Origin of the sequence: Sphingorhabdus sp. EL138, from assembly GCF_900258045.1 — a bacterium.
In the GTDB taxonomy this organism is placed as follows: Bacteria; Pseudomonadota; Alphaproteobacteria; order Sphingomonadales; family Sphingomonadaceae; genus Parasphingorhabdus.
Window position 1 is genome coordinate 431627 of record NZ_OGVD01000001.1, and the last position, 20644, is coordinate 452270.

23 protein-coding genes are annotated in these 20644 nt (G+C 54.7%); 16 read left to right on the forward strand and 7 right to left on the reverse strand.

Annotated elements, in window-relative coordinates; translation table 11 throughout:
- Positions 1-21: 21 nt before the first annotated feature.
- The 5 genes from DK507_RS02090 (at position 22) to DK507_RS02110 (ending at position 4166) form a co-directional block, all read left to right on the forward strand.
- Complete coding sequence (locus tag DK507_RS02090; RefSeq protein WP_109354445.1) at positions 22-381, forward strand: hypothetical protein; 360 nt, start codon at positions 22-24, stop codon at positions 379-381.
- 40 nt (positions 382-421) lie between these two features.
- Positions 422-1054, forward strand: a complete 633-nt coding sequence (locus DK507_RS02095; protein ID WP_109354448.1) for a hypothetical protein — start codon at positions 422-424, stop codon at positions 1052-1054.
- Positions 1055-1067: 13 nt separating this feature from the next.
- The gene (locus DK507_RS02100; protein WP_109354450.1) at positions 1068-1655 is read left to right on the forward strand and encodes an NAD(P)H-dependent oxidoreductase; all 588 of its coding nucleotides are present in this window, start codon (positions 1068-1070) and stop codon (positions 1653-1655) included.
- A 113-nt stretch (positions 1656-1768) separates the two neighbouring features.
- Complete coding sequence (locus DK507_RS02105) at positions 1769-2581, forward strand: universal stress protein (RefSeq protein ID WP_162558848.1); 813 nt, start codon at positions 1769-1771, stop codon at positions 2579-2581.
- Positions 2582-2597: 16 nt separating this feature from the next.
- Positions 2598-4166 carry an MBL fold metallo-hydrolase RNA specificity domain-containing protein gene (locus DK507_RS02110; RefSeq protein WP_109354453.1) on the forward strand — a complete coding sequence of 523 codons (1569 nt, stop codon included), beginning with the start codon at positions 2598-2600 and terminating at the stop codon, positions 4164-4166.
- Positions 4167-4182: 16 nt separating this feature from the next.
- Here the strand turns inward: DK507_RS02110 and DK507_RS02115 are convergent, their stop codons facing one another.
- Positions 4183-5025, reverse strand: a complete 843-nt coding sequence (locus DK507_RS02115; protein WP_109354454.1) for a universal stress protein — start codon at positions 5023-5025, stop codon at positions 4183-4185.
- Between the two features lie 404 nt (positions 5026-5429).
- Between DK507_RS02115 and DK507_RS02120 the strand changes: the two genes are divergently transcribed.
- The 3 genes from DK507_RS02120 (at position 5430) to DK507_RS02130 (ending at position 8179) form a co-directional block, all read left to right on the forward strand.
- A complete protein-coding gene (locus DK507_RS02120; RefSeq protein WP_109354458.1) occupies positions 5430-6962 on the forward strand; it encodes a PAS domain S-box protein in 1533 nt (510 codons plus the stop codon).
- Entirely contained in the window at positions 6952-7593 is a 642-nt protein-coding gene (locus tag DK507_RS02125) for a response regulator transcription factor (protein ID WP_109354459.1), read from the forward strand. Before DK507_RS02120 ends, DK507_RS02125 begins: the two co-directional genes overlap by 11 nt.
- A 142-nt stretch (positions 7594-7735) precedes the next feature.
- Positions 7736-8179, forward strand: a complete 444-nt coding sequence (locus DK507_RS02130; RefSeq protein WP_109354460.1) for a host attachment protein — start codon at positions 7736-7738, stop codon at positions 8177-8179.
- 5 nt (positions 8180-8184) lie between these two features.
- Here the strand turns inward: DK507_RS02130 and DK507_RS02135 are convergent, their stop codons facing one another.
- From DK507_RS02135 to DK507_RS02145, 3 genes are all read right to left on the reverse strand, one after another.
- Positions 8185-8790 carry a GNAT family N-acetyltransferase gene (locus tag DK507_RS02135; protein ID WP_109354461.1) on the reverse strand — a complete coding sequence of 202 codons (606 nt, stop codon included), beginning with the start codon at positions 8788-8790 and terminating at the stop codon, positions 8185-8187.
- Between the two features lie 127 nt (positions 8791-8917).
- Positions 8918-9613 (reverse strand): endonuclease/exonuclease/phosphatase family protein, encoded by a 696-nt coding sequence (locus tag DK507_RS02140; protein WP_109354462.1) that lies wholly within the window; start codon positions 9611-9613, stop codon positions 8918-8920.
- Between the two features lie 126 nt (positions 9614-9739).
- Entirely contained in the window at positions 9740-10510 is a 771-nt protein-coding gene (locus DK507_RS02145; RefSeq protein WP_109354463.1) for a VOC family protein, read from the reverse strand.
- Positions 10511-10734: 224 nt separating this feature from the next.
- On the opposite strand from DK507_RS02145, the gene DK507_RS02150 reads away from it, so the two are divergent.
- The 6 genes from DK507_RS02150 to DK507_RS02175 all read left to right on the forward strand — a co-directional run bounded on the left by DK507_RS02150 (position 10735) and on the right by DK507_RS02175 (position 15965).
- Positions 10735-12462: a cation:proton antiporter gene (locus DK507_RS02150; protein ID WP_109354464.1), complete on the forward strand. Its 1728-nt coding sequence runs from the start codon at positions 10735-10737 to the stop codon at positions 12460-12462.
- A gap of 112 nt (positions 12463-12574) precedes the next feature.
- Positions 12575-13408: a universal stress protein gene (locus DK507_RS02155; RefSeq protein WP_109354465.1), complete on the forward strand. Its 834-nt coding sequence runs from the start codon at positions 12575-12577 to the stop codon at positions 13406-13408.
- A gap of 97 nt (positions 13409-13505) precedes the next feature.
- The gene (locus DK507_RS02160; protein WP_109354466.1) at positions 13506-14246 is read left to right on the forward strand and encodes a head GIN domain-containing protein; all 741 of its coding nucleotides are present in this window, start codon (positions 13506-13508) and stop codon (positions 14244-14246) included.
- Positions 14247-14324: 78 nt separating this feature from the next.
- Complete coding sequence (locus tag DK507_RS02165; protein WP_109354467.1) at positions 14325-14615, forward strand: hypothetical protein; 291 nt, start codon at positions 14325-14327, stop codon at positions 14613-14615.
- On the forward strand, positions 14608-15231 hold the full coding sequence (locus tag DK507_RS02170) for a class I SAM-dependent methyltransferase (RefSeq protein ID WP_109354468.1): 624 nt from the start codon (positions 14608-14610) through the stop codon (positions 15229-15231). Before DK507_RS02165 ends, DK507_RS02170 begins: the two co-directional genes overlap by 8 nt.
- Before the next feature lie 26 nt (positions 15232-15257).
- Positions 15258-15965: a DUF2807 domain-containing protein gene (locus tag DK507_RS02175; protein ID WP_162558849.1), complete on the forward strand. Its 708-nt coding sequence runs from the start codon at positions 15258-15260 to the stop codon at positions 15963-15965.
- A 21-nt stretch (positions 15966-15986) separates the two neighbouring features.
- On the opposite strand, the gene DK507_RS02180 is transcribed toward DK507_RS02175, so the two are convergent.
- Complete coding sequence (locus DK507_RS02180) at positions 15987-16196, reverse strand: hypothetical protein (protein WP_109354470.1); 210 nt, start codon at positions 16194-16196, stop codon at positions 15987-15989.
- A 211-nt stretch (positions 16197-16407) separates the two neighbouring features.
- Here DK507_RS02180 and DK507_RS02185 point away from each other — a divergent pair, with 211 nt between their 5' ends.
- The gene (locus DK507_RS02185) at positions 16408-16602 is read left to right on the forward strand and encodes a hypothetical protein (protein WP_109354471.1); all 195 of its coding nucleotides are present in this window, start codon (positions 16408-16410) and stop codon (positions 16600-16602) included.
- 70 nt (positions 16603-16672) lie between these two features.
- Positions 16673-18028 carry a sorbosone dehydrogenase family protein gene (locus DK507_RS02190; RefSeq protein WP_109354474.1) on the forward strand — a complete coding sequence of 452 codons (1356 nt, stop codon included), beginning with the start codon at positions 16673-16675 and terminating at the stop codon, positions 18026-18028.
- Between the two features lies 1 nt (position 18029).
- Here DK507_RS02190 and DK507_RS02195 read toward each other — a convergent pair whose 3' ends face one another.
- On the reverse strand, positions 18030-18860 hold the full coding sequence (locus DK507_RS02195; protein WP_109354476.1) for an ATP-binding protein: 831 nt from the start codon (positions 18858-18860) through the stop codon (positions 18030-18032).
- Position 18861: 1 nt separating this feature from the next.
- On the reverse strand, positions 18862-20613 hold the full coding sequence (locus DK507_RS02200; protein ID WP_109354477.1) for an acyl-CoA dehydrogenase: 1752 nt from the start codon (positions 20611-20613) through the stop codon (positions 18862-18864).
- Between the last annotated feature and the right edge of the window lie 31 nt (positions 20614-20644).

Here is a 20644-nt window from a genome sequence, read left to right on the forward strand (position 1 = left end):
ATCTCCCGCCAGATATCGGGAATGACTTGGAAAACAATACGCCTTGAACTGGCCCGAACCGCTGAACATCCCAATGGATCATCAGCCCATGCTTATGTGTTCCGTGTCCCGTTGGACGGCGCGGGGTTTATCGAACCGCAAGCGCTTCGTGAGGCGGAAAAACGCCCTGTAGTCCGGCGCTTCTGGCCCGGGGAACGCGACCAAAATGGCGTTGTCATCACCACCGACAAGGGCTGGGCCTTTTCCTACAAGGTCGGAGATGATGACGATGAAATGATATTCGGGCTGCAAAATCATCCGATCAAGGTCGGTGAATATCTGACCATTACAGAGGCCGACGGCAGCGAACTGCCGTTCAGGGTGATCAGCTGCCACGAATAGGTTTCTGTGGGCCACTGGGAACTAAAGAGGAGGAAACACCATGTTTTTTCGCAACCATTTTACACGCAGTCTTTTGATTGGCGCAGGCTTGCTATGCTTCGCGGCAACGCCAGCCACAGCCGAATGTGTCATCGGTTCGGAACCGCTCTTCGATCCGTTTGCGCCCTACAAGGGTGGCTCTGCCATCGTGCACAAGGACAGCGGATTCGTATTTCCTTCTGAAGTGAGCGGGTTCAGACGCTTATGCGAGATGACGACTGACTTCTCCGGTGACAATTTCCAGATCCGCTATGAACGCATGATTGGCGAGCAGCTGGTCGCGGTCGACATCGCCGTCGTCCATCTCGAAGACCTGACCGCGCGTGACCATTACCGGATCATCAAACCTTCGGTCATGTCCCATTATGCCAGCGCATCTGTCGAGTCAGAAGGTGACTATTTTGTATCAGGGCGGGAAGACCTGTCTGCCTATCAGGGCATATTTGACGGTCAGAAAGACAACGTACCTTGGCATGTCAGCCTGACCGCGATTGATTATGGTTATTGGGATGCACGGTTGATTGCGTCCTATCCCCACCAACTGGATATTCCTGCGCAGGAAGCATTGATGGAGCTGGTCGCGGCCTTCCAATGGCAAAGCCCGGCCGATCAAGAGAAAGGCGAAGAGGAATAGCGGAGAAAAAGCCATGAAACGCATTGCGATTATCGACGCCCATCCCGATCCCGACCCGGCACGCTTCGGACATGCCCTTGTCTCCGCCTATGCGCATGGGGCCAGGGAGGCGGGCCATGAGGTCCGCGAAGTCCGTCTGGCTGGCAAAGACATCCCGATATTGCAAAGCCGCAAACAATGGATGGAAGAAGATCCGCCGGCCAGTGTGAAGCCAGGGCAAGACGCCATAAAATGGGCGCAGCATGTGGTATTTTTCTACCCGCTCTGGATGGGCGACATGCCGGCGCTGTTGAAGGCCTTTATTGAACAGGCCTATCGCCCTGGTTTTGCCCTGGACTATGGCGAGGATGGCGACCGGAAACTGCCCAGAAAGCTTTTGACCGGGCGATCCGCCCGCCTGGTTGTTACAATGGGCATGCCAGCGATTTTCTATCGCGCCTATTTTGCTTCGCACAGTGTGCGGAGTTTCAAACGCAATATTCTTGCCCTGACCGGCGTAGACCCGGTTTCTACATCCCTGATCGGTAATGTTGATGGTGGTCCGCAACATCGTGAACGCTGGCTGAAAAAGATGGCCGATCACGGGGCCAATGGCGATTAGAGCCGGTGCCGGGGGCTCCGTAACATCCCTTATACAGAGCCAAAAATGATAGGGATACACTTCTCCTGTTGATGCTTTCCGAGTGGAAGATCATCAAAAATAGGAGAAAAATCATGAAATCCGTGCTGCTCTACGTCAACGATGACACCGGTTTGGAGGCGAGGCTGCAGGCGGCGCTGGATATCACTCGCGCGGTGAACGGACACCTCCACTGTTTGCGCGCTAATCCTTACAATCCGCAAATGGCCTTTGATGGCGTGACCGGCATGTCAGTGGTCTATGATGTCGCGAAGCTGACGCGAGCGGCCGATGAGAAACTTCGCAACGATATCGAAGCACGTTTGGCAGAAGAAGACGTCCCGTGGCACTATGAGGAAGTCAATGCCAGTCCGGCCCGCGGTTTGGCGCGCAATTCAGCGCTGGCCGATATAATGGTTCTAAGTTCGGCCAGCGGTGACAAGGATAATGTCCTTCCGCTGGGCATATTGGGCGATGTGCTGTTCAACACCAACGTTCCCGCGCTGGTTCAACCAGATGGTCTGAAAAAATTCGATGCGACCGGCACGGCAGTGGTCGCCTGGAATGGCAGCTTTGAGGCTGGCAACGCCCTGCGCGCTGCGGTGCCGATGCTCCGTCTGGCAAATGCAGTCCACATTTTGACGGTGGACGAGGATAAGGACCACGATTTGCCGCCGCTCGCCGCATCAGAATATCTCTCACGTCACGGCATTACTTCTGAAGTGCATAGTATGTCAGCCAAAAAACCCTCGATCGAGGCGGTATTGTTGTCCACGGCCGATACACTCAAAGCCAGCTATATGGTGATGGGCGCTTATGGCCACAGCAGGGCACGCGAATTTCTCTTTGGCGGTGTCACTAGAAGTCTGTTCAAGGATTGCCCGATGCCGCTGCTTGTATCCCGTTAATTCCCGGGAGGGCTGAATGGCCGATAGCGTAACCATTACATTCCACGGGGCCGCTGGCACGGTTACGGGCAGTTGTTTTGAAATTAACGGTGCAGGGAAGACAATCCTGGTCGATTGTGGATTGTTTCAGGGGACCCGGTCACTTGAACGATTAAACTATGAAGCGCTGCCGTTCGATATTGGAAAAATCAATGCCATCATCCTGTCCCACGCGCATCTGGACCATAGCGGACGGCTGCCTTGCCTTTACGGCCATGGCTATAACCCACCAACCTATTGCACGGCGGCAACCGCTGATATCCTGAAGCCACTGCTCATGGACTCTGCGAAACTGCAGGCGGCGTCGGTCGAACGCCGCAACCGGCGCGCAGACCGCGCAGGCTTACCGCCATTTTTTCCGCTTTATACAGGCGAAGATATTACGAAGCTGATGAGCAACATCACCACCATTAATTACTGCGAGGAAATCGATCTGGGCCATAATGTCTCGTTCCGGTTATGGGATGCCCGCCATATTGTGGGCTCTGCGTCAGTGGAGATAAACATAGGCGGTCAAAGGTTGATGATATCGGGCGATGTCGGGTCGGGCACCGCAATCCAGTGTGTGGGTCAGGAACTGGGTGGGTATGACCATGTCATCTGTGAAGCGACCTATGGCGCAAGGGAAAGGGAAGAAACGCTGCTGAGTGAGCGCCGGGAGGCCTTGGCTGCCTATGTCGAGGACAGCCTGAAGTCCGGAGGCAATCTGCTCATCCCGGCCTTTGCGGTAGAACGCACGCAGGTCATTCTGGAGGACTTTCTGGCTTTGTTTGACTCCGGACGTTTGCCGCCTGTCAACGTCTTCCTCGACGCACCATTGGCCCAAAAAGTCACGCGGGCGATGCTGAAATATCGCAACAACGGCGCCGATCTGCTCGAACGTCCCAATATCCGGTTCATCCAATCCGTTGCGGAATCCAAACAGCTGAATCACATGACGGGAGCTGTAATTATTGCCGGGTCCGGAATGTGCGAAGGTGGCCGGATCCGCCATCATCTGATCCGCAACCTGCCCAGGCGGCAATCACGAGTCCTCTTTACCGGTTTTCAGGTCGCCGGAACATTGGGTTCGGTTTTGAAGAGAGGCGAGAAAATGGTGCGCATCTCCGGCAATGATGTGATCGTCAACGCCGATATCGCGGTGCTGGACGGTTATTCCAATCATGCTGATCGCAAGGGCCTTCTTCGTTGGATCAAAGATCATGATCCGGTTTCCGGCTCCCTGTTCCTTGTCCATGGAGAAGAAAAGGCACTGCAGACTTTGGCCGGCGATTGCAAAGAAGCACAGCGCTATGGTGAGCCGGTCATCCCTGCTTTGGGTGAAATATGGGCCTTGCCTGCGGGCACACAGGCCCGTTTGCACAAACCGGGTCGCGGCAATGCTGCGCAGCTCATCGCGCCACAGGACTGGACTTCACGGCTCGCGGCCTTGCGCGCTTCGGTCCAGCAAAAGGTCCGGGCCCTACCGTCTGATCAGGACCGCGATAAAATGCTGAAATCGCTCGAACGGGCCCTGGAAAATTATCAGCAGGAAAAGCTGCGTTAAAGCGCTGTCAACGGCCTTATTGTAGGTCGCGCACCATCATCACATCCTGCTTGAGCCAGCCCAGAAGCACCCGCGCATTATTGCCCATGCTGGCGCGCATGAAACCGCTTTTGCCATGCGTCCCCAACACTACCAGATCGGATTTCAATTCCTTGATCTTCTTAAACAAGACAACGCCAAGTTCACCTTTTTCGTTGGAAGCCTTCAGGCGTTTGAATGTGGCGTTGTCGATCGTGGTCTGCGCCAGAAAGCGCTCCATCAACTTGGCTTCTTCGGAGCCGATATCCTGTGCCACCTGATCCGACTTCAACCAGCCGCTATAGGGAACATTGTAAGCGTGGACGAGATGAAGCGGTATCTCTGGAAACAATTCAGCCGCAGTGTTGAGGGCGGTCATCGAACAATCGGAAAAGTCCGTCGCGATCATTATACTGCGATAGGGTTTTACCGGCTTGCGCTTGATGATCAACACCGGGACATCGGCATGGCGGACGATATGGTCCACAGGCGATCCCAGGAAAACATCACTGAACCCGTCATAATGAGCCACGCCGGTTACAATCATCCCGCAGCGTTCCCGCCTCGCGGTTTCTATTACCAGCTCCCCGACATTGCCCATTTCGATGATGAATTCCACATCCACATCCGTTTCGGGCAACTCTTCTTCCAGCTGGATTCGCGCTTCCTTTGGTACGAGTCCCTTTTTCTTCGCCTGTTTGGGGTCCAGCACATGAACTACGATCAAGCGCGTTTTCCAGGACTTCGCCAGCATCAGCGCGCGATCAAAAGCGCGGTCGCAGCGAGCCGTCATGTCTGTTGCCAGAAGGATGGGTTTGTTTGTCGTTTTGGTGTCGGTCATCTTTGAAAAGCTTGCCCCTTGAAATTATTATAGAAATGGGTGCAGGCCGCCCTCCCTCCTTTTGCGCCCGCGGGGTGGGGTAGGGGGAAGGGGCGTTTCAAGGGATAGAAAGGCGACCTGCGTACCTCCTCAACCAGCACTGGGCGGCGTTGATCGGGATCTTTCAATTTCTTTCGAGTGCTTCGGTCCATCTTCATTCGGCCTCGCAGCTCTTTGCCCCTTGTTTGAAAGGACGATTATTATTTTTGGCCGCGGCAGGAAATCAGTGGAGTTCCCTACGTAGTTTTACGTATTTCGCTTCAGGCTGTCCGTCATGCTTAGATCGCGTCAGCATTTTACATTTTGGCATCACTAGATATTCGTAGTAAAGGCGATGCCTCGAGGGTTCGAAGGAGCTTTTCACGATGCGCGCATTCGGGTTGGATCAAATTGACCGGTCGGCCTATCTCGAAGCCGTGCTGTCGACCCTGCCGGAATATATCATGGTCATCAGCCCGGATCGACAGCTGATTGATATCAACCAGGCCGGACTTCGTATGATCGGCGTGGAGCGGCTTGACGATCTGCCGGACAGCGATCCGCTGACGCTGATTTCCAAATCCTGTCGCCCTGCCTTTCAAAAAGCGCTCGCCTCCGTCTTCGATCGTGATAGCAAGTCCCGTGGCAAGCCGGTCCATATCGAACTGTTGCTACACAATGGCGGATCACATGTTCTGGAGTTGCGTTTCGCTCCGCTTCACGAACGAGATGGCACTATCAGTGCTGCGGTCATTACTGCACGTGACATATCCGAATTGCGCAACACGCTTGCCGCCGTGGAGCAATCCACATCAGTGCTGCAATCCATCCTCGAGACCGTTCCTGATCCGATGGTGGTGATGGATGAAAAATGCCGCATCACCTCGTTTAGCACGGCGGCGGAAAAACTGTTTGGCTATAGCGAAGGCGAGCTGCTCGGGCAGAATATCAGCATACTCATGCCATCCCCGTATAGTGAGGAGCATGATAATTATGTTGATCGCTATATCCGTACAGGTGAAAAACGGATCATCGGCATAGGCCGAACCGTGGAGGGGAAGAAAAAGGACGGTACGGTCTTTCCAATACGGCTTGCAGTCGGTGAAGCAAAGGCAGGAGACCAGCGCCTGTTTACCGGCTTCATTATTGATCTGACCGAAGCACGCAATACCGAGGCCGAGTTGCAGGCTCTGCAAACCGACTTGTTACACTCGTCCAGGCTCAGCGCCGTTGGGACATTGGCCTCTGCGCTGGCCCATGAAATCAACCAGCCGCTGTCGGCCATCACCAATTATCTGTCCGCAGCGCGCGACATGCTCGATAGCGGCGCAGAGGAGAATAAAGATTCTCTCTATGAAGCCATGCGCGAAAGCGTATCGGAAGCCCTGCGTGCCGGCACTATAGTCAGGCGGCTGAGAGAGTTTGTGTCCAAAGGCGAACTAAACCGCAAAAGACTGTCCATTGCCCAGCTTGTCGAGGATGCGACAATCCTCGGTCTGGTAGGCGCTCATGATCAGGGAGTGGAATCATCTATCGAGATCGACCCTGACACTAATCACGTTTTTGCCGACCGGGTGCAGATTCAGCAGGTCATGATCAATCTGATGCGCAACGCGATTGAAGCGATGGCCGACAGCGCGGTCAAACATCTGAACATTGCCGTACGTTCAATACCCGATGACAAAGTCGAAATAGCAATATCAGACACTGGCAGAGGCATCGATCCGGATATTGCCGACAAGATTTTTGACCCGTTCACCAGCACCAAAAACAGCGGCATGGGTCTCGGACTTTCCATTTGTCGCACGATTATTGAAGCGCACGAAGGTACAATCAGCGCCGCACCCAATCCGGAAGGGGGGACGATCTTCCGCATAACCCTTTGGAAATCCCATGAGGAGCATTCTGATGTCCAATGAACGCCTGGTCTATATTGTCGATGATGACGATGCCGTCCGCCGGTCGGCGTCTTTCATGCTGCGCCATGCCGGGTTCCAGGTACGTCCGGTTGAATCGGGAATTGCCTTTTTGAAGCTTGCCAAAAACGCCGAGCGGGGATGCGTATTGCTGGATATCCGCATGCCGGAAATGAACGGGCTCGAGGTTCAGCAAGAGATGGTCAAGCAAGGCATAGATATGCCGGTCGTGATATTGACCGGTCACGGCGATGTTGAAATTGCAGTGCAGGCGATGCGTGCCGGTGCAATAAATTTCCTTGAAAAACCCTACGAAAAAGAAGCGCTTTTGGCGGCAATGACGGAAGCGTTTGAACGCATTGATAACAGTGAACTGAAAGAAATGGCATCATCCGAAGCCAAGGTACGGCTTGCTTGCCTGACCGGACGTGAGCGCGATGTGCTGGACGGCCTGATGACCGGCTATCCCAACAAAACCATTGCTTATGATCTGGGCATTTCGCCGCGCACAGTAGAAATATATCGCGCCAACATGATGGAAAAGCTGCGCGTGCGAAGCCTCGCCGAGGCTCTGCGTATCGGCTTTGCAGCAGAGGACGGCAAAATGGTAAACGCCAAACCGGTACAGCACTGACTTACGTAACTCTGCGGATAGCCTGCCTCTTTGAGCAGCGATACTATCGACGATAATATGTTGACTTCAGCTTGTCGCAATTAACTTGTAACACACTGTATCAGAATGCAGCATAGACCGTGAACTCAAAACAGGAAGAAACGTGCTGATACGCAATGGTAGCTTGATTGTCGCGGTCGATGGATCGCGCATGTCGATTTTTCGCAATGTTGGTGAAGCCTTCAAGCCAGCACTGGAGCTTGTTGAAGAGCATCAGAGCCCCACGCCAAAATCATCCGACATGGGTGATGACAGGCCAGGCCGAAGCTCGCAAAGCACCAGCCCGCGCAAGGAGGCCTATGAACAAACTGATTTGCACCAGCAGGCAGAAGACCGGTTCGCCCGAGAGGCTGCCGAAAGAATTGACCAGATAGCGCGCGATTCCAAAGTTGGTCTGGTACTTGTCGCCGCCCCGCGGGCATTGGGAGTGATCCGGCAGAATCTCAGAACCGAAACGAGCCAGAAATTACTGGCGGAGATCGACAAGGCTTTCGGCCCACATGAAACAGAGTCTTTGGCCAAAATGCTTGAGAAACATCAGGCCTGAATCCGCTACTCTGTGGGGGCAGCGGCACTCAGGTCAAATTCCAGCAGCATCAGCGTAGCATCGCCGGGATAGCTTTTCGCTGTGAATCCCATTTCACGCTCCAACTCAATTGCCGCATGATTTTCGCGGCTCTCAATGGATTGCAGTTTCTTGATACCGCTACGCCGGGCTTCGTTTGCCACATATTCCAGGAAGGTCCAGCTCATGCCGCGGTGCTTGTAATCGGCGTGGACGACAATCGCGACCTCGGCGACCGACTTGTCCTCATTCGCGCCAATCATGGCGCTGGCGACGATGGTCTTGTCGTCAATGTCGAAAGCGAGAAAATCTTCCTTATGGTCATGATCGACGTCGACCAGATAAGACAACATCTCATCGCCCACTTCGGGAATCGGAGACAGAAAGCGAAAACGTAAGTCATCTCTGGTCACATGCCTGAAAAATTCCGCCAAGGCTTCCTTATCGGCTGAAGCAACAGGGCGGACATGAAATTCAAACCCGCTGCGCGTGGTGAGCGGGATTGACTTGCTGACGATCAGATCGTGACTTGAATCCGTTTCCGGTTTCTTGGGCTTTATCGAAAGGGTCGGTTTGGCTGTTTGATCGGACATCGGGGGCTCCTTGCAGCTAGCTTTGTGTAGCTGAATTTACGGGGGAAGATGAGGTCCGCGCTATGTCAAACGGGACCATCGCTTTCTATCCGTAATGCCCCTTATGGTGCCCCTCCAAAGATGGCGATCAGGCCGCCGCGACCCGCGCCCAAACCGGTAGGTGGTCTGATGCCTTTCGGGCTGAAGCGCTGTCATGCACACCGCCTGCCACGGCCTTTAGCTGATCGCAATGCATGATCCGGTCGAGCCGGGCAATCGGGCCGCGCGAGTGGAAGCTGCGACCGCAATCAACGAAATTATAGCTGCGTCCAAAATCATGCAGACAGCCGCCTGAGGCGCTCCATTCGTTGAGATCACCCATTAATATGGTTGGTCGCTCCGCCCCATATTGCCTGGCGAGCTTGATAATGGTGGCGGCCTGGCGGCGGCGCCACAGGCCGGACAGATCAAGGTGCATTCCGAATATGGACAGATCGAAACCCTTGATGGCAATTTGGGCCATCACCGCGCCACGTGGCTCCAGATACGGGATATGCAGGATATCATGGGCAATCACTTCTGCCGATTTATGCGCCAGTATCGCATTGCCATGCCAGCCCATCGAGTCGATCTGGACATCCAGCGGAATGGCGCGATAGTCGCTATATTGTTCCAGCAGGAGCGGCGGTATTGCTGCTGCCCGTGCACCAAAACGGCGATCTGCTTCCTGCAGTGTAATGATATCCGCATCCAGTTCGTTCAGGACCTCAATCACCCGTCCGGGATTGCGCCGCCGGTCCGTACCAACGGCCTTGTGTATATTGTAACTGGCAACTGTCAGCATCGATAGAATCTGCTATTATCCCGCGTCGATTCAACTACGCCCGGCTTTCATTTGCAGGGGCTTTCATCAAATTAGAGATAAGCCCTGATCATGCAAATATAATCTGACTCATAAAGTCTTCATGGCTCAGCCCTCCGGGGCCATCAACCCGAACAGGGCACCGGTCGGGTCCAGCAATAATGCGCGCCTGCCGACACCTTTCGTCACCGCTGGACCGAGTAACTGTTTGGCACCCAGATATGTGGCCCTTTCGGTCGATATGTTGATATCCGTCACATGGATGTACGGAACCCATTGCACAGCAACGTCCAGTTTTGCGGGTATGATCAAAGCTCCCGTTACCGGGTTGCCGCCTGCTTCTACAAAGTTGGTATAAAAACTCCTATCTCCAGCATCGGTCTGCCTGGCGGCCCATGTAAAAAGGCTGCCGTAAAATGCCCGTGCGCTGTAATCATCCGTCGTTAGCAGTTCATCCCAAATAAAGACGCCTTGCGGTGGGGGATAGTCATGGCTCGCGACGAACGGACAGATCAGACCGCCTTGCGGATCCCGCACCACTGCGCTTCGTCCGACACCAGGAATATCAAACGGTTCCCTTTCAATTGTGCCATCGAGTTTTGTGGATCGTCTGGTGGTTTCATCGACATCATCAACCGCCACATATGTCAGCCAGCAAGATCGCTGATCCGGTTCGATCTCTATCAGTCCGCCATGGGCTGCTCCATTGCACAAAATAAGCGGATAATCCGCCTCGCCGGACTTCCAGACAAATTCGGCGGCATGTTCTATTTCATAGGTCCAACCCAGTAATTTGGCGTAAAAGTCGCAGGCCTTGCCAACATCGCTCGTCAGCAGGTCATGCCAGACAACATGGCCGGTTGCGGCTGGTCGGGACATGGCTGTTTCCCCTTTTGATTGAACATATGCGGTCAGTCACGGCTGGCCTGGCCAATACACCTTCACGGATTGGAAGCTATTGACTCAAATCAATCCAATGGCAGAATGGCGGTGCTAGAGACTGCTCTGGCACCAACGTAAACGTCTTGAAAACAAGGGAAACGACCCGGAAAGCCTGTTCCCGCTCCAGCCCCCCGTTAGCGACAACCGCAGAGGCCTGACCCGTGCATCCTGAAATACCCTATCTTCGGGAAACCATCATCTTCCTGGTCGCCGCCGGACTGGTTGTCCCTCTGGTGCGCAAGGCAGGCATCAGTGCGGTTCTTGGTTTCCTGTTTGTCGGTCTGGTAATCGGGCCGTTCGGGGTCGGGCGACTGGTCGGCGAAACACCGGTGCTGGAATTGATGGTCATCGCCGATGTCGAAGGCGTCCGCCGCTTTGCCGAACTCGGCGTTATATTCCTGCTCTTTACCATCGGCCTTGAACTTTCGGTCGCACAGCTTTGGGGGATGCGCCGGCTTGTCTTCGGCTTCGGCACCGCGCAAGTGACGGTCAGCGCGATTGTCATTGGCGGCATCGCCTATGCTTTTGGCAATACGCTGGTCGCCGCCACAATATTCGGCCTGTGTCTCGCGCTTTCGTCCACGGCGCTGGTGATGCAATTGCTCACCGAGACACGGCGCCTGAGCGCCCCCGCCGGCCGAGCCAGTTTCGGCGTGCTGCTGCTGCAGGATCTCGCGGTGGTTCCCATCCTGTTTTTCGTCGGCATAGCCGGCGCGACAATCGAGGGATCACTGGCATTTGCTGCGCTGAAGGCAATAGGCGAAGCGGTGCTGGTAATAGCTTTGATCTTCCTGATCGGCCGCATCGCCGTGCGCCCGTTCTTGCGCTTTGTCGGCGGCACTGGCAGCCGCGAAGTGTTCATGGCGGCTGTCATCCTGCTGGTCCTGATCACCGCCGCATTGACCGCGCTGGCCGGGCTCTCGATGGCGCTGGGCGCGTTTCTGGCCGGGCTGCTGTTCGCCGGAACCGAATACAGGCACCAGATCGCAAGTGATATCGAACCGTTTAAAGGCTTGCTGCTGGGTTTGTTCTTCATTTCAGTCGGGATGAGCCTCGACATCATGGCGGTGTGGGCGGATATCCAGTGGGTGCTGTTGTCGGCATTCGGGCTGCTTGCGATCAAGGGAACGATCCTTTTCGCGCTCGCCCGCGCCTATCGTTTGCCCAAGGATGTCGCCGCCGAAACCGCGATCCTGATGAGTCAGGGGGGTGAATTTGCCTTTGTCGTGATCGCGGCTGCCCTGTCCTTTTCCCTGCTTGACCCCGCCAACGCGCAGTTCATGTTGCTTGTTGTCATTGTCACGATGTTCCTGACACCGCTGCTGGCGATCGCCGGACGACGGGTTGGCGAAATGCTGCGCCAGCGCGAAGCGAAAAACGGCGACATGACGGCCAGCATCGACGATGAACATCCGGTAATTATCGGCGGGTTTGGCCGGGTTGGCCGCTTACTGGCGCAGCTTCTGGAAGAACAGCGGGTTCCCTATGTTGCCATCGATAGCGATCCTGATCTCGTCGCAACCGAGCGTGCTAAAGGCGCATCGGTCTATTTCGGCGATGCAAGCCAGCCGGACCTGTTGAAACATCTCGGCATCGAACGAGCAGCCGCCTTTGCCACCACCATGGATGCACCGGAATCGGCAGAGCATGTGATCAAGGCCGTCCATCAGGACTGGCCGCACATCCCCATTATCGCGCGCGCCTGCGATGTCAGCCATGCCGAGGACCTGCGCGCCAGCGGTGCGCGAAGCGCGGTACCCGAAACGGTCGAGGCCAGTCTGGAACTGTGCGAGCAACTTCTCACCAATATCGGTTTTCCCCAGGAAGCCGCGCGCGCCATCGTGGATGATCAGCGCACATGGCAAACCGACAAGGTGCAGGAGGAATAGACGGGTCCTATCGAATGAGAGGTCATCAATCGATTTAACGGAATAGCAAACAGCGTGATAACCGCATTTACAACTGATAATATTCTAAAAAAAATGCAAAGGCACATCCCCCATGTCCACTACATCCGATCAGACTATTTTTCTTACAACTGACCTGACCGCACGCGGTGACCGGCCGATGGACCGCGCCATCCAGTTGGCAAAGACACGCGGTGCCAAGCTGGTGGTTTTCCATGTATTGGAAAAAGGACGCCATGATAGCGAAGCCGTTCAGGCGGCTTCTGCAGAGATCGAAATGGATCTGGCCAGCTATGACATGGAAGCGGAGATTATAGTCGAGCGCGGTGATGTGGTCAGCCAGATTATCGAACATGCCGAAGCAACCAAATCAGCCATGATTGTCGCTGGTGTGGCCCGGATTGGCCGTCTTGGTGACCTGGTCATGGGCACACAGCTTGAACGTATTATACATCACAGCCCATTGCCGGTGCTGATCGCCAAAAATCGCGCAACCACCGAATATGAGCGTCTTGTTGCGGCCAGCGATTTCTCATCCCCTTCAGCTTATGCGATTGAACAGGGCTGCGCGCTGTTTCCGGAACAGCAGACTCATATCATCAACGCCTTTCACGTACCGTTCGAAGGCTTTCTTCACTCCGACAAGGTGACGGAGGAATTTCGTACCGAACAGCATTTGCAGATTACGAAATTCATGGAGGGTCTGAAAATCTCGCCGGAAATCCGTAAAGACCTGACCTATAGCGTGGAATATGGTGACACTTGCAGCGTCGTCCAGCAGGCTGTCAAAAATCGCCATACCGACCTTGCGGTTATCGGCACGCATGGGACAAGCGGCTTTCGTGCCAATATGATGGGCAGCATGGCGCGCGCGCTGATCACCTATCTGCCCTGCGACATATTGGCGGTGCGCCAGCCTGCAAAATAGGTTCAGAAAATCAATATCTCCATATGCATGTAAACTGGGCGCTTGTCATCAGGAGTGCCTTGCTGTATTATAATTGCAATACACATTGGAGGCCCTCATGAAAAAAATGTTACTTGTCATTCCTTTCCTAGCTCTTTCAGCCTGCGAAGGCTCTATCGCCAGCGCGGTTGGCAACGCGGGAAAAAGCAGTTTCTCCGACGGCACGCAAATTGGGACTTCCGATACGAATCCTGGCGAATTTGAAGGTGTGACTCTCGCGGGCCCGGATAATGTCATCTTCACCACCGGCGCGGACTTCTCGATCCGGGCAGAGGGCGATGCTGATACGCTGGAACAACTGCGCTACAAGGTCACTGGCGGGCAGCTGAAAATCGGCCGCGAAAAAAATAGCAGCATGTGGAGCGGCAACTATAGGGGCGCAACAGTCTATGTCAGTGCGCCGTCCCTGAAAAGCGCCAAGCTGGCCGGTTCTGGCGACATGCAGGTAGACAATATGAATGGTGAAAGCGCGAAAATCAGTGTCGCCGGGTCCGGCAACATCGATATTGCTGAAATAGAAACGGCGTCGCTGACAACCAAAGTCGCAGGTTCCGGGGATGTGTCTATTGCTGGCACAGCCGACGAGGTCACCATATCCGTAGCGGGCTCCGGCGACATCAGCGGCAAGAAGCTTAAAGCCGAAAACGCGACGATAAAGGTCGCCGGCAGCGGTGATGTTGCCCTCTCTTCTGACGGCACGGTCAATGCCACGGTCGTCGGATCAGGCGACATTCGTATCCATGGTGACGCCACCTGTAATACCAAGTCCAGAGGGTCCGGTGACATAACCTGCGGGTAACTGCCTAAGCTGATTTCCCTTTCCTACCTGATTGACCTTCTGCTAACCTTGGTTGCACAGGCTTTGGGGAGGGTCATCATGACAAGAAAAGACCATCAAATCAGATATGGTGCGGTTTTCGAACCGGCGCCACAGCTGCCCGCTTTTCGCAGAGACAGAGGGCGTGAATTGTGTGGACTTCGGGTTGTTCGCAACCTGCAAAAAAGCTGTGTGAAATGTGTGAACTTTGCACGCCAGGCTGCACGACAAAAAGGGGCTGTGATTTGTGTGAACTTTGGTCTGGAGCGGCAGCATGTCACGGATCAGGCCGGGATGATCAGGGACAGGCTTTCCGGTTTTTCGGTTCAGGGGGAGCGCAGCCATGCCTAATTTCTGGGAAAAACATGCCGTTCCGAGGCTGATAAAATTTGCCTGTTCACAACCCGCGGTGATGAAAGATCGCAGCGAAATTGTTCCCAAGGCACAGGGCGAAGTCCTCGAACTGGGCTGCGGCGGTGGTATCAACCTGCAATTTTATGATCGATCCAGGGTCGACAAACTGACCGGGCTCGATCCCTCCGCCGAACTGCTCGACTATACGCGCAAGGAAGCCAAGGAGCGCGGTTTCGAAATGGACATATTGGACGGTGTCGGGGAGGCGATGCCCTTTGCCGATGACAGTTTCGATACCGTGCTTACCACTTTTACACTTTGTTCAGTACAGGATGGTAAACAAGTCCTGAAAGAAATGCGGCGGGTCCTGAAACCGGGCGGCAAAATCCTGTTCCTCGAACATGGGCGCGCACCCGACAAAGGTCCGGAAAAATGGCAGCAGCGGATTGAGCCGGTATGGAAACATATCGCCGGTGGTTGCCACTTACACCGCCCGGTCTCGAAATTATTCGCGGCAGAAGGTTTCGCATTGAATGAAGATGGCGGGCATTATGCCCCGAAGACGCCCAGATGGTTGGGCTGGATGGAATTTGGAGAAGCACGGCCGCTATGAATAACCTTTCTGCGAGAAACCTTTCTTTGAAAAATCTCTTTATCATGCTGTCACTCGGCTTTGCCATGCTGGCTGCGCCTGCGCACGCAGCGGAGCGCAAGTTTTCTATTTCAAGCTTTGAAGATGTTCGAATCATTGGCAGCGTCAATGTGTTTATCACAACCGACCGCGGCGTATCGGCAAGCGCCGAGGCAGCAAACCGGGAAACGCTGGACCGCGTGTCTCTGCGCAAAAGCGGCAGTCAGCTGATTATTTCGGTCACGCCCAAGCCCGGAGGCAATAACGGTTTTTCTTCGGATGAACCGGTGACGATCACCCTTAGCACCTATGATATAAAGACAATCAACCATAGCGGGGCAGGCACGGTATCCCTCGACAGGTTGGGCGGGAGTCAGTCCAAAGTGCGTCTGAGCGGTTTTGGCGTGTTGACAATTAACGATGTCGATAGCGATATGCTGGATATCGCGATGAACGGTGGCGGACAGATCGTCATAGCCGGTCAGGCCAACAAAGCGCGGATCAGCCTTTTGGGTTCCAGTATATTTGATGGCTCGCAATTGACTGTAGAGACGCTGGATCTGACACATCGCGGACCGTCGAGCAGCCATGTCTTCGTTGAGAAAGAAGTCAATATCTCGAACAGCGGCACCGGCAAGATTCGCATCGATGGAAGACCGAATTGCAGTGTGAGATCCGGTGGATCGGCAGACATTATCTGCAATCCCAAGCGATAAAGCAGGTTATGTATCAGTCATTTAGTGCAATGTTCCTATTGACTGATCGATAGATAGAAAGACGCAAAGGCGTTCAACCTGCCGCCATTTGCAATAGTGTATATGATTGCCCAGAGCCCGACTCTGATCAGCGCGGTTGGCCGCCTCCAGGCCTGCTTCTTCACCAAAATTGGTGATCAGCTGCTCAGCATCGGAAAAGTTGGTGGAGTCTATGAATACGGGTAGTTGCAAAACAGGCTCCTGTGCTAAAATCGCGCCGCTACGGCCACGCTCGACAAGCCAGTTGTTTAGGGAACAGGAATGGAAATTCCGTCAAAAGCGATGGTGAACAAAAGCTTATCTTTTGATAAGCAGACTGGTCTGGCCAATCATCGCTGACCATGGCATGGCATGCTTGCAAGGCGCTGTGATCGTGAAGCGCTATCATTGTTAGGGGACCAATATGACGAACGGTCAGGAACCGGCAGGCCGGTCAAACAAGAGTGCTGGCGGCTTTTTTCTGGCGGCTGGTTGTATCATTGGCGTCATCGCGGGAGGATTGCTGGGCCAGCCCTCCATCGGGTTCCTCGGCGGACTAGCTGCCGGTGCCTTTGTAGCAACCGCCATCTGGTATTTCGATCGTCAGAATGACGGTTGAAGCCGACTAGCCGGTAACAGAACTGAATAGCGCGCTTGTCATCAGACGCGGCGCTTCCTATTGTTGAAAAATGCTAAAACATATTCGCAATATATCGATATTGATCATCCTGTTGGTCATCGGCGCTGGCTATTATGTGACGCGCGGCGACACTGCCCGACTGTCGCTGGAAGCGACCACCGGCGTGAAGCCGACGATTACCAATGTACGGACAGAAAAATTCCCGACGATCAATATTGCTGAGGCCGACCCATGGAAACCCGGCGAAGGCCCGGTCGCAGCAGAGGGACTGACGGTTGAGCGTTTTGCCGAAGGGCTGGATCATCCTCGCTCCATGCTGCGCCTGCCCAATGGTGACATATTGGTTGCTGAAACCAACAGCCCGCCGCGCACCAACAAGGGTATTGAAGGTTGGATCATGCGGAACCTGATGGGCAAGGCGGGGGCCGGAACACCTTCTGCCAACCGGATCAGCCTGCTGCGTGACAGCGATGCGGATGGCAAGGTGGACGAGAAATTTGCCTTGCTCGAAAATCTCAACTCGCCATTCGGCATGGCGCTAGTCGACGACACGCTTTATGTGGCGAACACCAATGATGTCATGGCCTATCCCTATACCGTCGGTGATACGAAAATTACCGACGAGGGCCGCAAAGTCGCCAACCTTAACGCCAAGGCACCAAATAACCATTGGACCCGCAATCTCATCGCCAGCCCGGATGGCAAATATCTGTTTGTCGCTGTCGGATCGAACAGCAATATCGGCGAGAACGGAATGGATACGGAGAATGAGCGCGCCGCTGTTCTTCGTGTTGAACTGGCGACCAATGACAAGATTGTTTACTCCGATGGGCTGCGCAATCCGGTCGGTCTGGCCTATGAACCGGTTTCGAGCAAACTTTGGACCGTCGTCAATGAACGCGACATGCTCGGCAGCGATATGGTGCCGGACTATCTGACCGAAGTGGTCTTTGCTTCCCATTACGGCTGGCCTTGGCATTTCTGGCGCGGTCATGTCGACCCGCGCGTTGAACCAAAAAATCTGGATCATCGTCAATATGAGCGGCGTCCGGATTATGGCCTTGGCGCCCACGTGGCCCCTCTGGGACTGGCCTTTTCCAACGGCGAAGCTCTGGGCGCGCCGTTTGACAGCGGTGCTGTCGTGGCAAGACATGGTTCGTGGAACCGCAAACCGCTATCCGGCTATGATGTTGTCTATGTGGACTTTGATGAAAAAGGCAAACCGCAAGGCAAACCGCAAATGGTGCTGAGCGGATTTATCGATGACGAAGAAAAGGCACGCGGTCGCCCCACTATGGTGGAGTTTGACCAGACCGGAGCCTTGCTGGTGAGCGACGATGTCGGCGGGATTATCTGGCGGGTTTCAAAGCCCGGCGCGACAAAGGCTGAAACTCAGGCCGAATAATCTAGCTGATCGACTTTCCGGCCCGACCGGCCAGTTCTACAATATATTGCCAAGCGACCCGGCCTGACCGGCTTCCGCGTTGCTTGGCCCATAACAGCGCATCCTCGCTGTCAAAATCAAGCGCGTGGACCTCGGCATAGCGATTGATTATCGCCAGATAATCATCCTGTGACGCGGCATGGAAACCCAGTCGCAATCCGAAGCGATCCGATAGTGCCAGCTTGTCATCAATCACGTCACGCGGATTGATCGGATCGTCCTGCTCCGCCATATGACGTGGAACGATATGCCGCCGGTTCGACGTCACATAAAGCCGGACATTGTCGGGACGCGCCGCCGCGCCGCCTTCCAGCATGGACCGCAAAAAACGCGGAGCTGCACTGCCTTCGTCGAACCCGATATCATCAATGAACAGGATAAACGCACGGTCCGCCTTGCCGAGGACCGCAAACAGATCAGGCAGCGTTTCGAGCATGTCAGCGCTCGCCTCCACCATCGCGATGTCTTTGCCCGCCTCATGCATTTCGCGGACCACCGACTTAGCAAGAGCAGATTTGCCCATGCCGCGCGAACCCCACAGCAAGACATCATGAGCCGCAAAACCGTTGGCAAGACGCGTGGTATTTTCCAGCAACCGCGCCTTCTGGTCATCTATTCCGGTCAGCAGATCCAGCGAGATGGGAGCAAACCGTTCAATTGCCTGGACGATTTCGCCGGTCCAATGAAAGGCTGGTCCAGAGCTGATATCAGCCGAAGCGCAGGGAACAGGAGACAAGCGCTCCAAAGCATCGGCGATCCGATGGAGCGCTGCTTTAGTCTCCCCATCCGTCATATCAGGCGACCAGTTCCTCGCTGTCGAGGCGATATAATATGTCCGCCCCGTCCATTGCGGCGGCTTTCAGGCCGATGGCTTCGGGAACCAGATGATCGAGATAATAGCGGGTCGTCACCAGTTTCGCTTTCAGGAACGGATCATTGCCATCGGCCAATTCTGCCTCGGCAATGCGTTGCTGCTTTTTCATCAGCATGCCGCATGTCGCCGTCGCCAGCATGGTCATGAACGGATAGCTGCCGGCGAGCCGATCATCAATTGAGGCGTCACCACCAGCCATCCATCTGGCGATATCTTCCACCATCAGGGCCAATGTCATCAGGGCGTCTTCGTCCTTAGCTTCCGTCTTGATATCCGCGATCAGCGCCATCATCGCATCGCCGCCATCTAGGCCAAGTTTCCGGCCGACAAGATCCGCCGCCTGAATGCCGTTTGTGCCTTCATAAATCGGCGCGATCCGGGCGTCACGGAAATGCTGGGCAGCGCCCGTTTCCTCGACAAAACCCATGCCACCATGCACCTGTACACCGATGGAAGCGACTTCGTTGCCAATGTCGGTACCATAGCCCTTGATCAGCGGGGTCAGAATTTCGGCGCGTGATTTCGCGCCTTCGATACCCAATGTCGCACCATCAACATGGGATGTTGCATAATAAAGCAGTGCCCGTGCCGCCTGTGTCAGCGCCTTGCTGCGCAGAAGCATGCGGCGCACGTCGGGGTGCTCTATAATCGCAACCGAATCCCTGCTGCCGCTACCGGCGCGGGCCGATTGCACCCGGTCATTAGCGTATTGGATGGCTTGCTGGGTTGCCCGCTCAGCAATTTGCACGCCTTGTGAGCCGACATTGATCCGCGCATTGTTCATCATCGTGAACATCGCCTTCATGCCACCAAATTCGCCGCCAATCATTTCGCCAATACATTCGTCATTCTCGCCATAGGCCATGACGCAGGTAGGTGAAGCATGGATACCCAGCTTATGCTCGATCGATACGCAGGTCACATCATTTGGCGCGCCGCTATTGCCTTCAGCATCCAGATGGAATTTGGGCACGATAAACAGAGAAATGCCCCTTGTACCTTCGGGCGCGCCCGGTGTCCGGGCCAGCACCAGGTGAATGATGTTGTCGGTCAGGTCATGTTCGCCAAAAGTGATGTAGATCTTCTGACCCTTGATCTTGTATTTCCCGGCATGCTCCCCTTCGGTGATCGGCTCTGCAGTAGAACGTAAGGCACCGACATCAGATCCGGCTTGTGGTTCCGTCAGGTTCATCGTTCCGGTCCATTCACCGGAAATCATTTTTTCCAGATAAGTGGCCTTTTGCTCATCACTGCCGTGGGCGTGGATTGCTTCAACCGCACCAAAGCTCAACATCGGGCAAAGCGTGAAAGCGAAATTGGCGGCTCCACAGGTTTCGAGAATCAGCGCGGACAGCGAATAGGGCAAGCCTTGCCCGCCAAATTCTTCGGGACCATCGATTGATGCCCAGCCGCCTTCGACAAACTGACTATAAGCCTCCTTGAAGCCAGCAGGCATGGTCACCGCGCCATCATTCCATTTGGCACCAACCGTATCGCCGGTCCGGTTAATCGGTGCAAATTCACCAGCAGCAAACTGGCCAATACCTTCAACAATGGCCTCGACCATGTCTTCGCTGGCACCAGCAAAGCGCTCATGCTCGGCAAGCGCGCCGATATTGGCGATATGTTTCAGGACGAAATTTTGTTCTCTGCTGGGCGCTGTAAAGCTCATCTAACTGGTATCCGCTATTGCTTGAAATCTC

What these genes read in the sequence shown, in the direction of transcription:
- DK507_RS02090 (WP_109354445.1), top strand. Translation starts at nt 22, where the DNA reads ATGACTTGGAAAACAATACGCCTTGAACTGGCCCGAACCGCTGAACAT.
- DK507_RS02095 (WP_109354448.1), top strand. Translation starts at nt 422, where the DNA reads ATGTTTTTTCGCAACCATTTTACACGCAGTCTTTTGATTGGCGCAGGC.
- DK507_RS02100 (WP_109354450.1), top strand. Translation starts at nt 1,068, where the DNA reads ATGAAACGCATTGCGATTATCGACGCCCATCCCGATCCCGACCCGGCA.
- DK507_RS02105 (WP_162558848.1), top strand. Translation starts at nt 1,769, where the DNA reads ATGAAATCCGTGCTGCTCTACGTCAACGATGACACCGGTTTGGAGGCG.
- DK507_RS02110 (WP_109354453.1), top strand. Translation starts at nt 2,598, where the DNA reads ATGGCCGATAGCGTAACCATTACATTCCACGGGGCCGCTGGCACGGTT.
- DK507_RS02115 (WP_109354454.1), bottom strand. Translation starts at nt 5,025, where the DNA reads ATGACCGACACCAAAACGACAAACAAACCCATCCTTCTGGCAACAGAC.
- DK507_RS02120 (WP_109354458.1), top strand. Translation starts at nt 5,430, where the DNA reads ATGCGCGCATTCGGGTTGGATCAAATTGACCGGTCGGCCTATCTCGAA.
- DK507_RS02125 (WP_109354459.1), top strand. Translation starts at nt 6,952, where the DNA reads ATGTCCAATGAACGCCTGGTCTATATTGTCGATGATGACGATGCCGTC.
- DK507_RS02135 (WP_109354461.1), bottom strand. Translation starts at nt 8,790, where the DNA reads ATGTCCGATCAAACAGCCAAACCGACCCTTTCGATAAAGCCCAAGAAA.
- DK507_RS02140 (WP_109354462.1), bottom strand. Translation starts at nt 9,613, where the DNA reads ATGCTGACAGTTGCCAGTTACAATATACACAAGGCCGTTGGTACGGAC.
- DK507_RS02145 (WP_109354463.1), bottom strand. Translation starts at nt 10,510, where the DNA reads ATGTCCCGACCAGCCGCAACCGGCCATGTTGTCTGGCATGACCTGCTG.
- DK507_RS02155 (WP_109354465.1), top strand. Translation starts at nt 12,575, where the DNA reads ATGTCCACTACATCCGATCAGACTATTTTTCTTACAACTGACCTGACC.
- DK507_RS02160 (WP_109354466.1), top strand. Translation starts at nt 13,506, where the DNA reads ATGAAAAAAATGTTACTTGTCATTCCTTTCCTAGCTCTTTCAGCCTGC.
- DK507_RS02165 (WP_109354467.1), top strand. Translation starts at nt 14,325, where the DNA reads ATGACAAGAAAAGACCATCAAATCAGATATGGTGCGGTTTTCGAACCG.
- DK507_RS02170 (WP_109354468.1), top strand. Translation starts at nt 14,608, where the DNA reads ATGCCTAATTTCTGGGAAAAACATGCCGTTCCGAGGCTGATAAAATTT.
- DK507_RS02185 (WP_109354471.1), top strand. Translation starts at nt 16,408, where the DNA reads ATGACGAACGGTCAGGAACCGGCAGGCCGGTCAAACAAGAGTGCTGGC.
- DK507_RS02190 (WP_109354474.1), top strand. Translation starts at nt 16,673, where the DNA reads ATGCTAAAACATATTCGCAATATATCGATATTGATCATCCTGTTGGTC.
- DK507_RS02195 (WP_109354476.1), bottom strand. Translation starts at nt 18,860, where the DNA reads ATGACGGATGGGGAGACTAAAGCAGCGCTCCATCGGATCGCCGATGCT.
- DK507_RS02200 (WP_109354477.1), bottom strand. Translation starts at nt 20,613, where the DNA reads ATGAGCTTTACAGCGCCCAGCAGAGAACAAAATTTCGTCCTGAAACAT.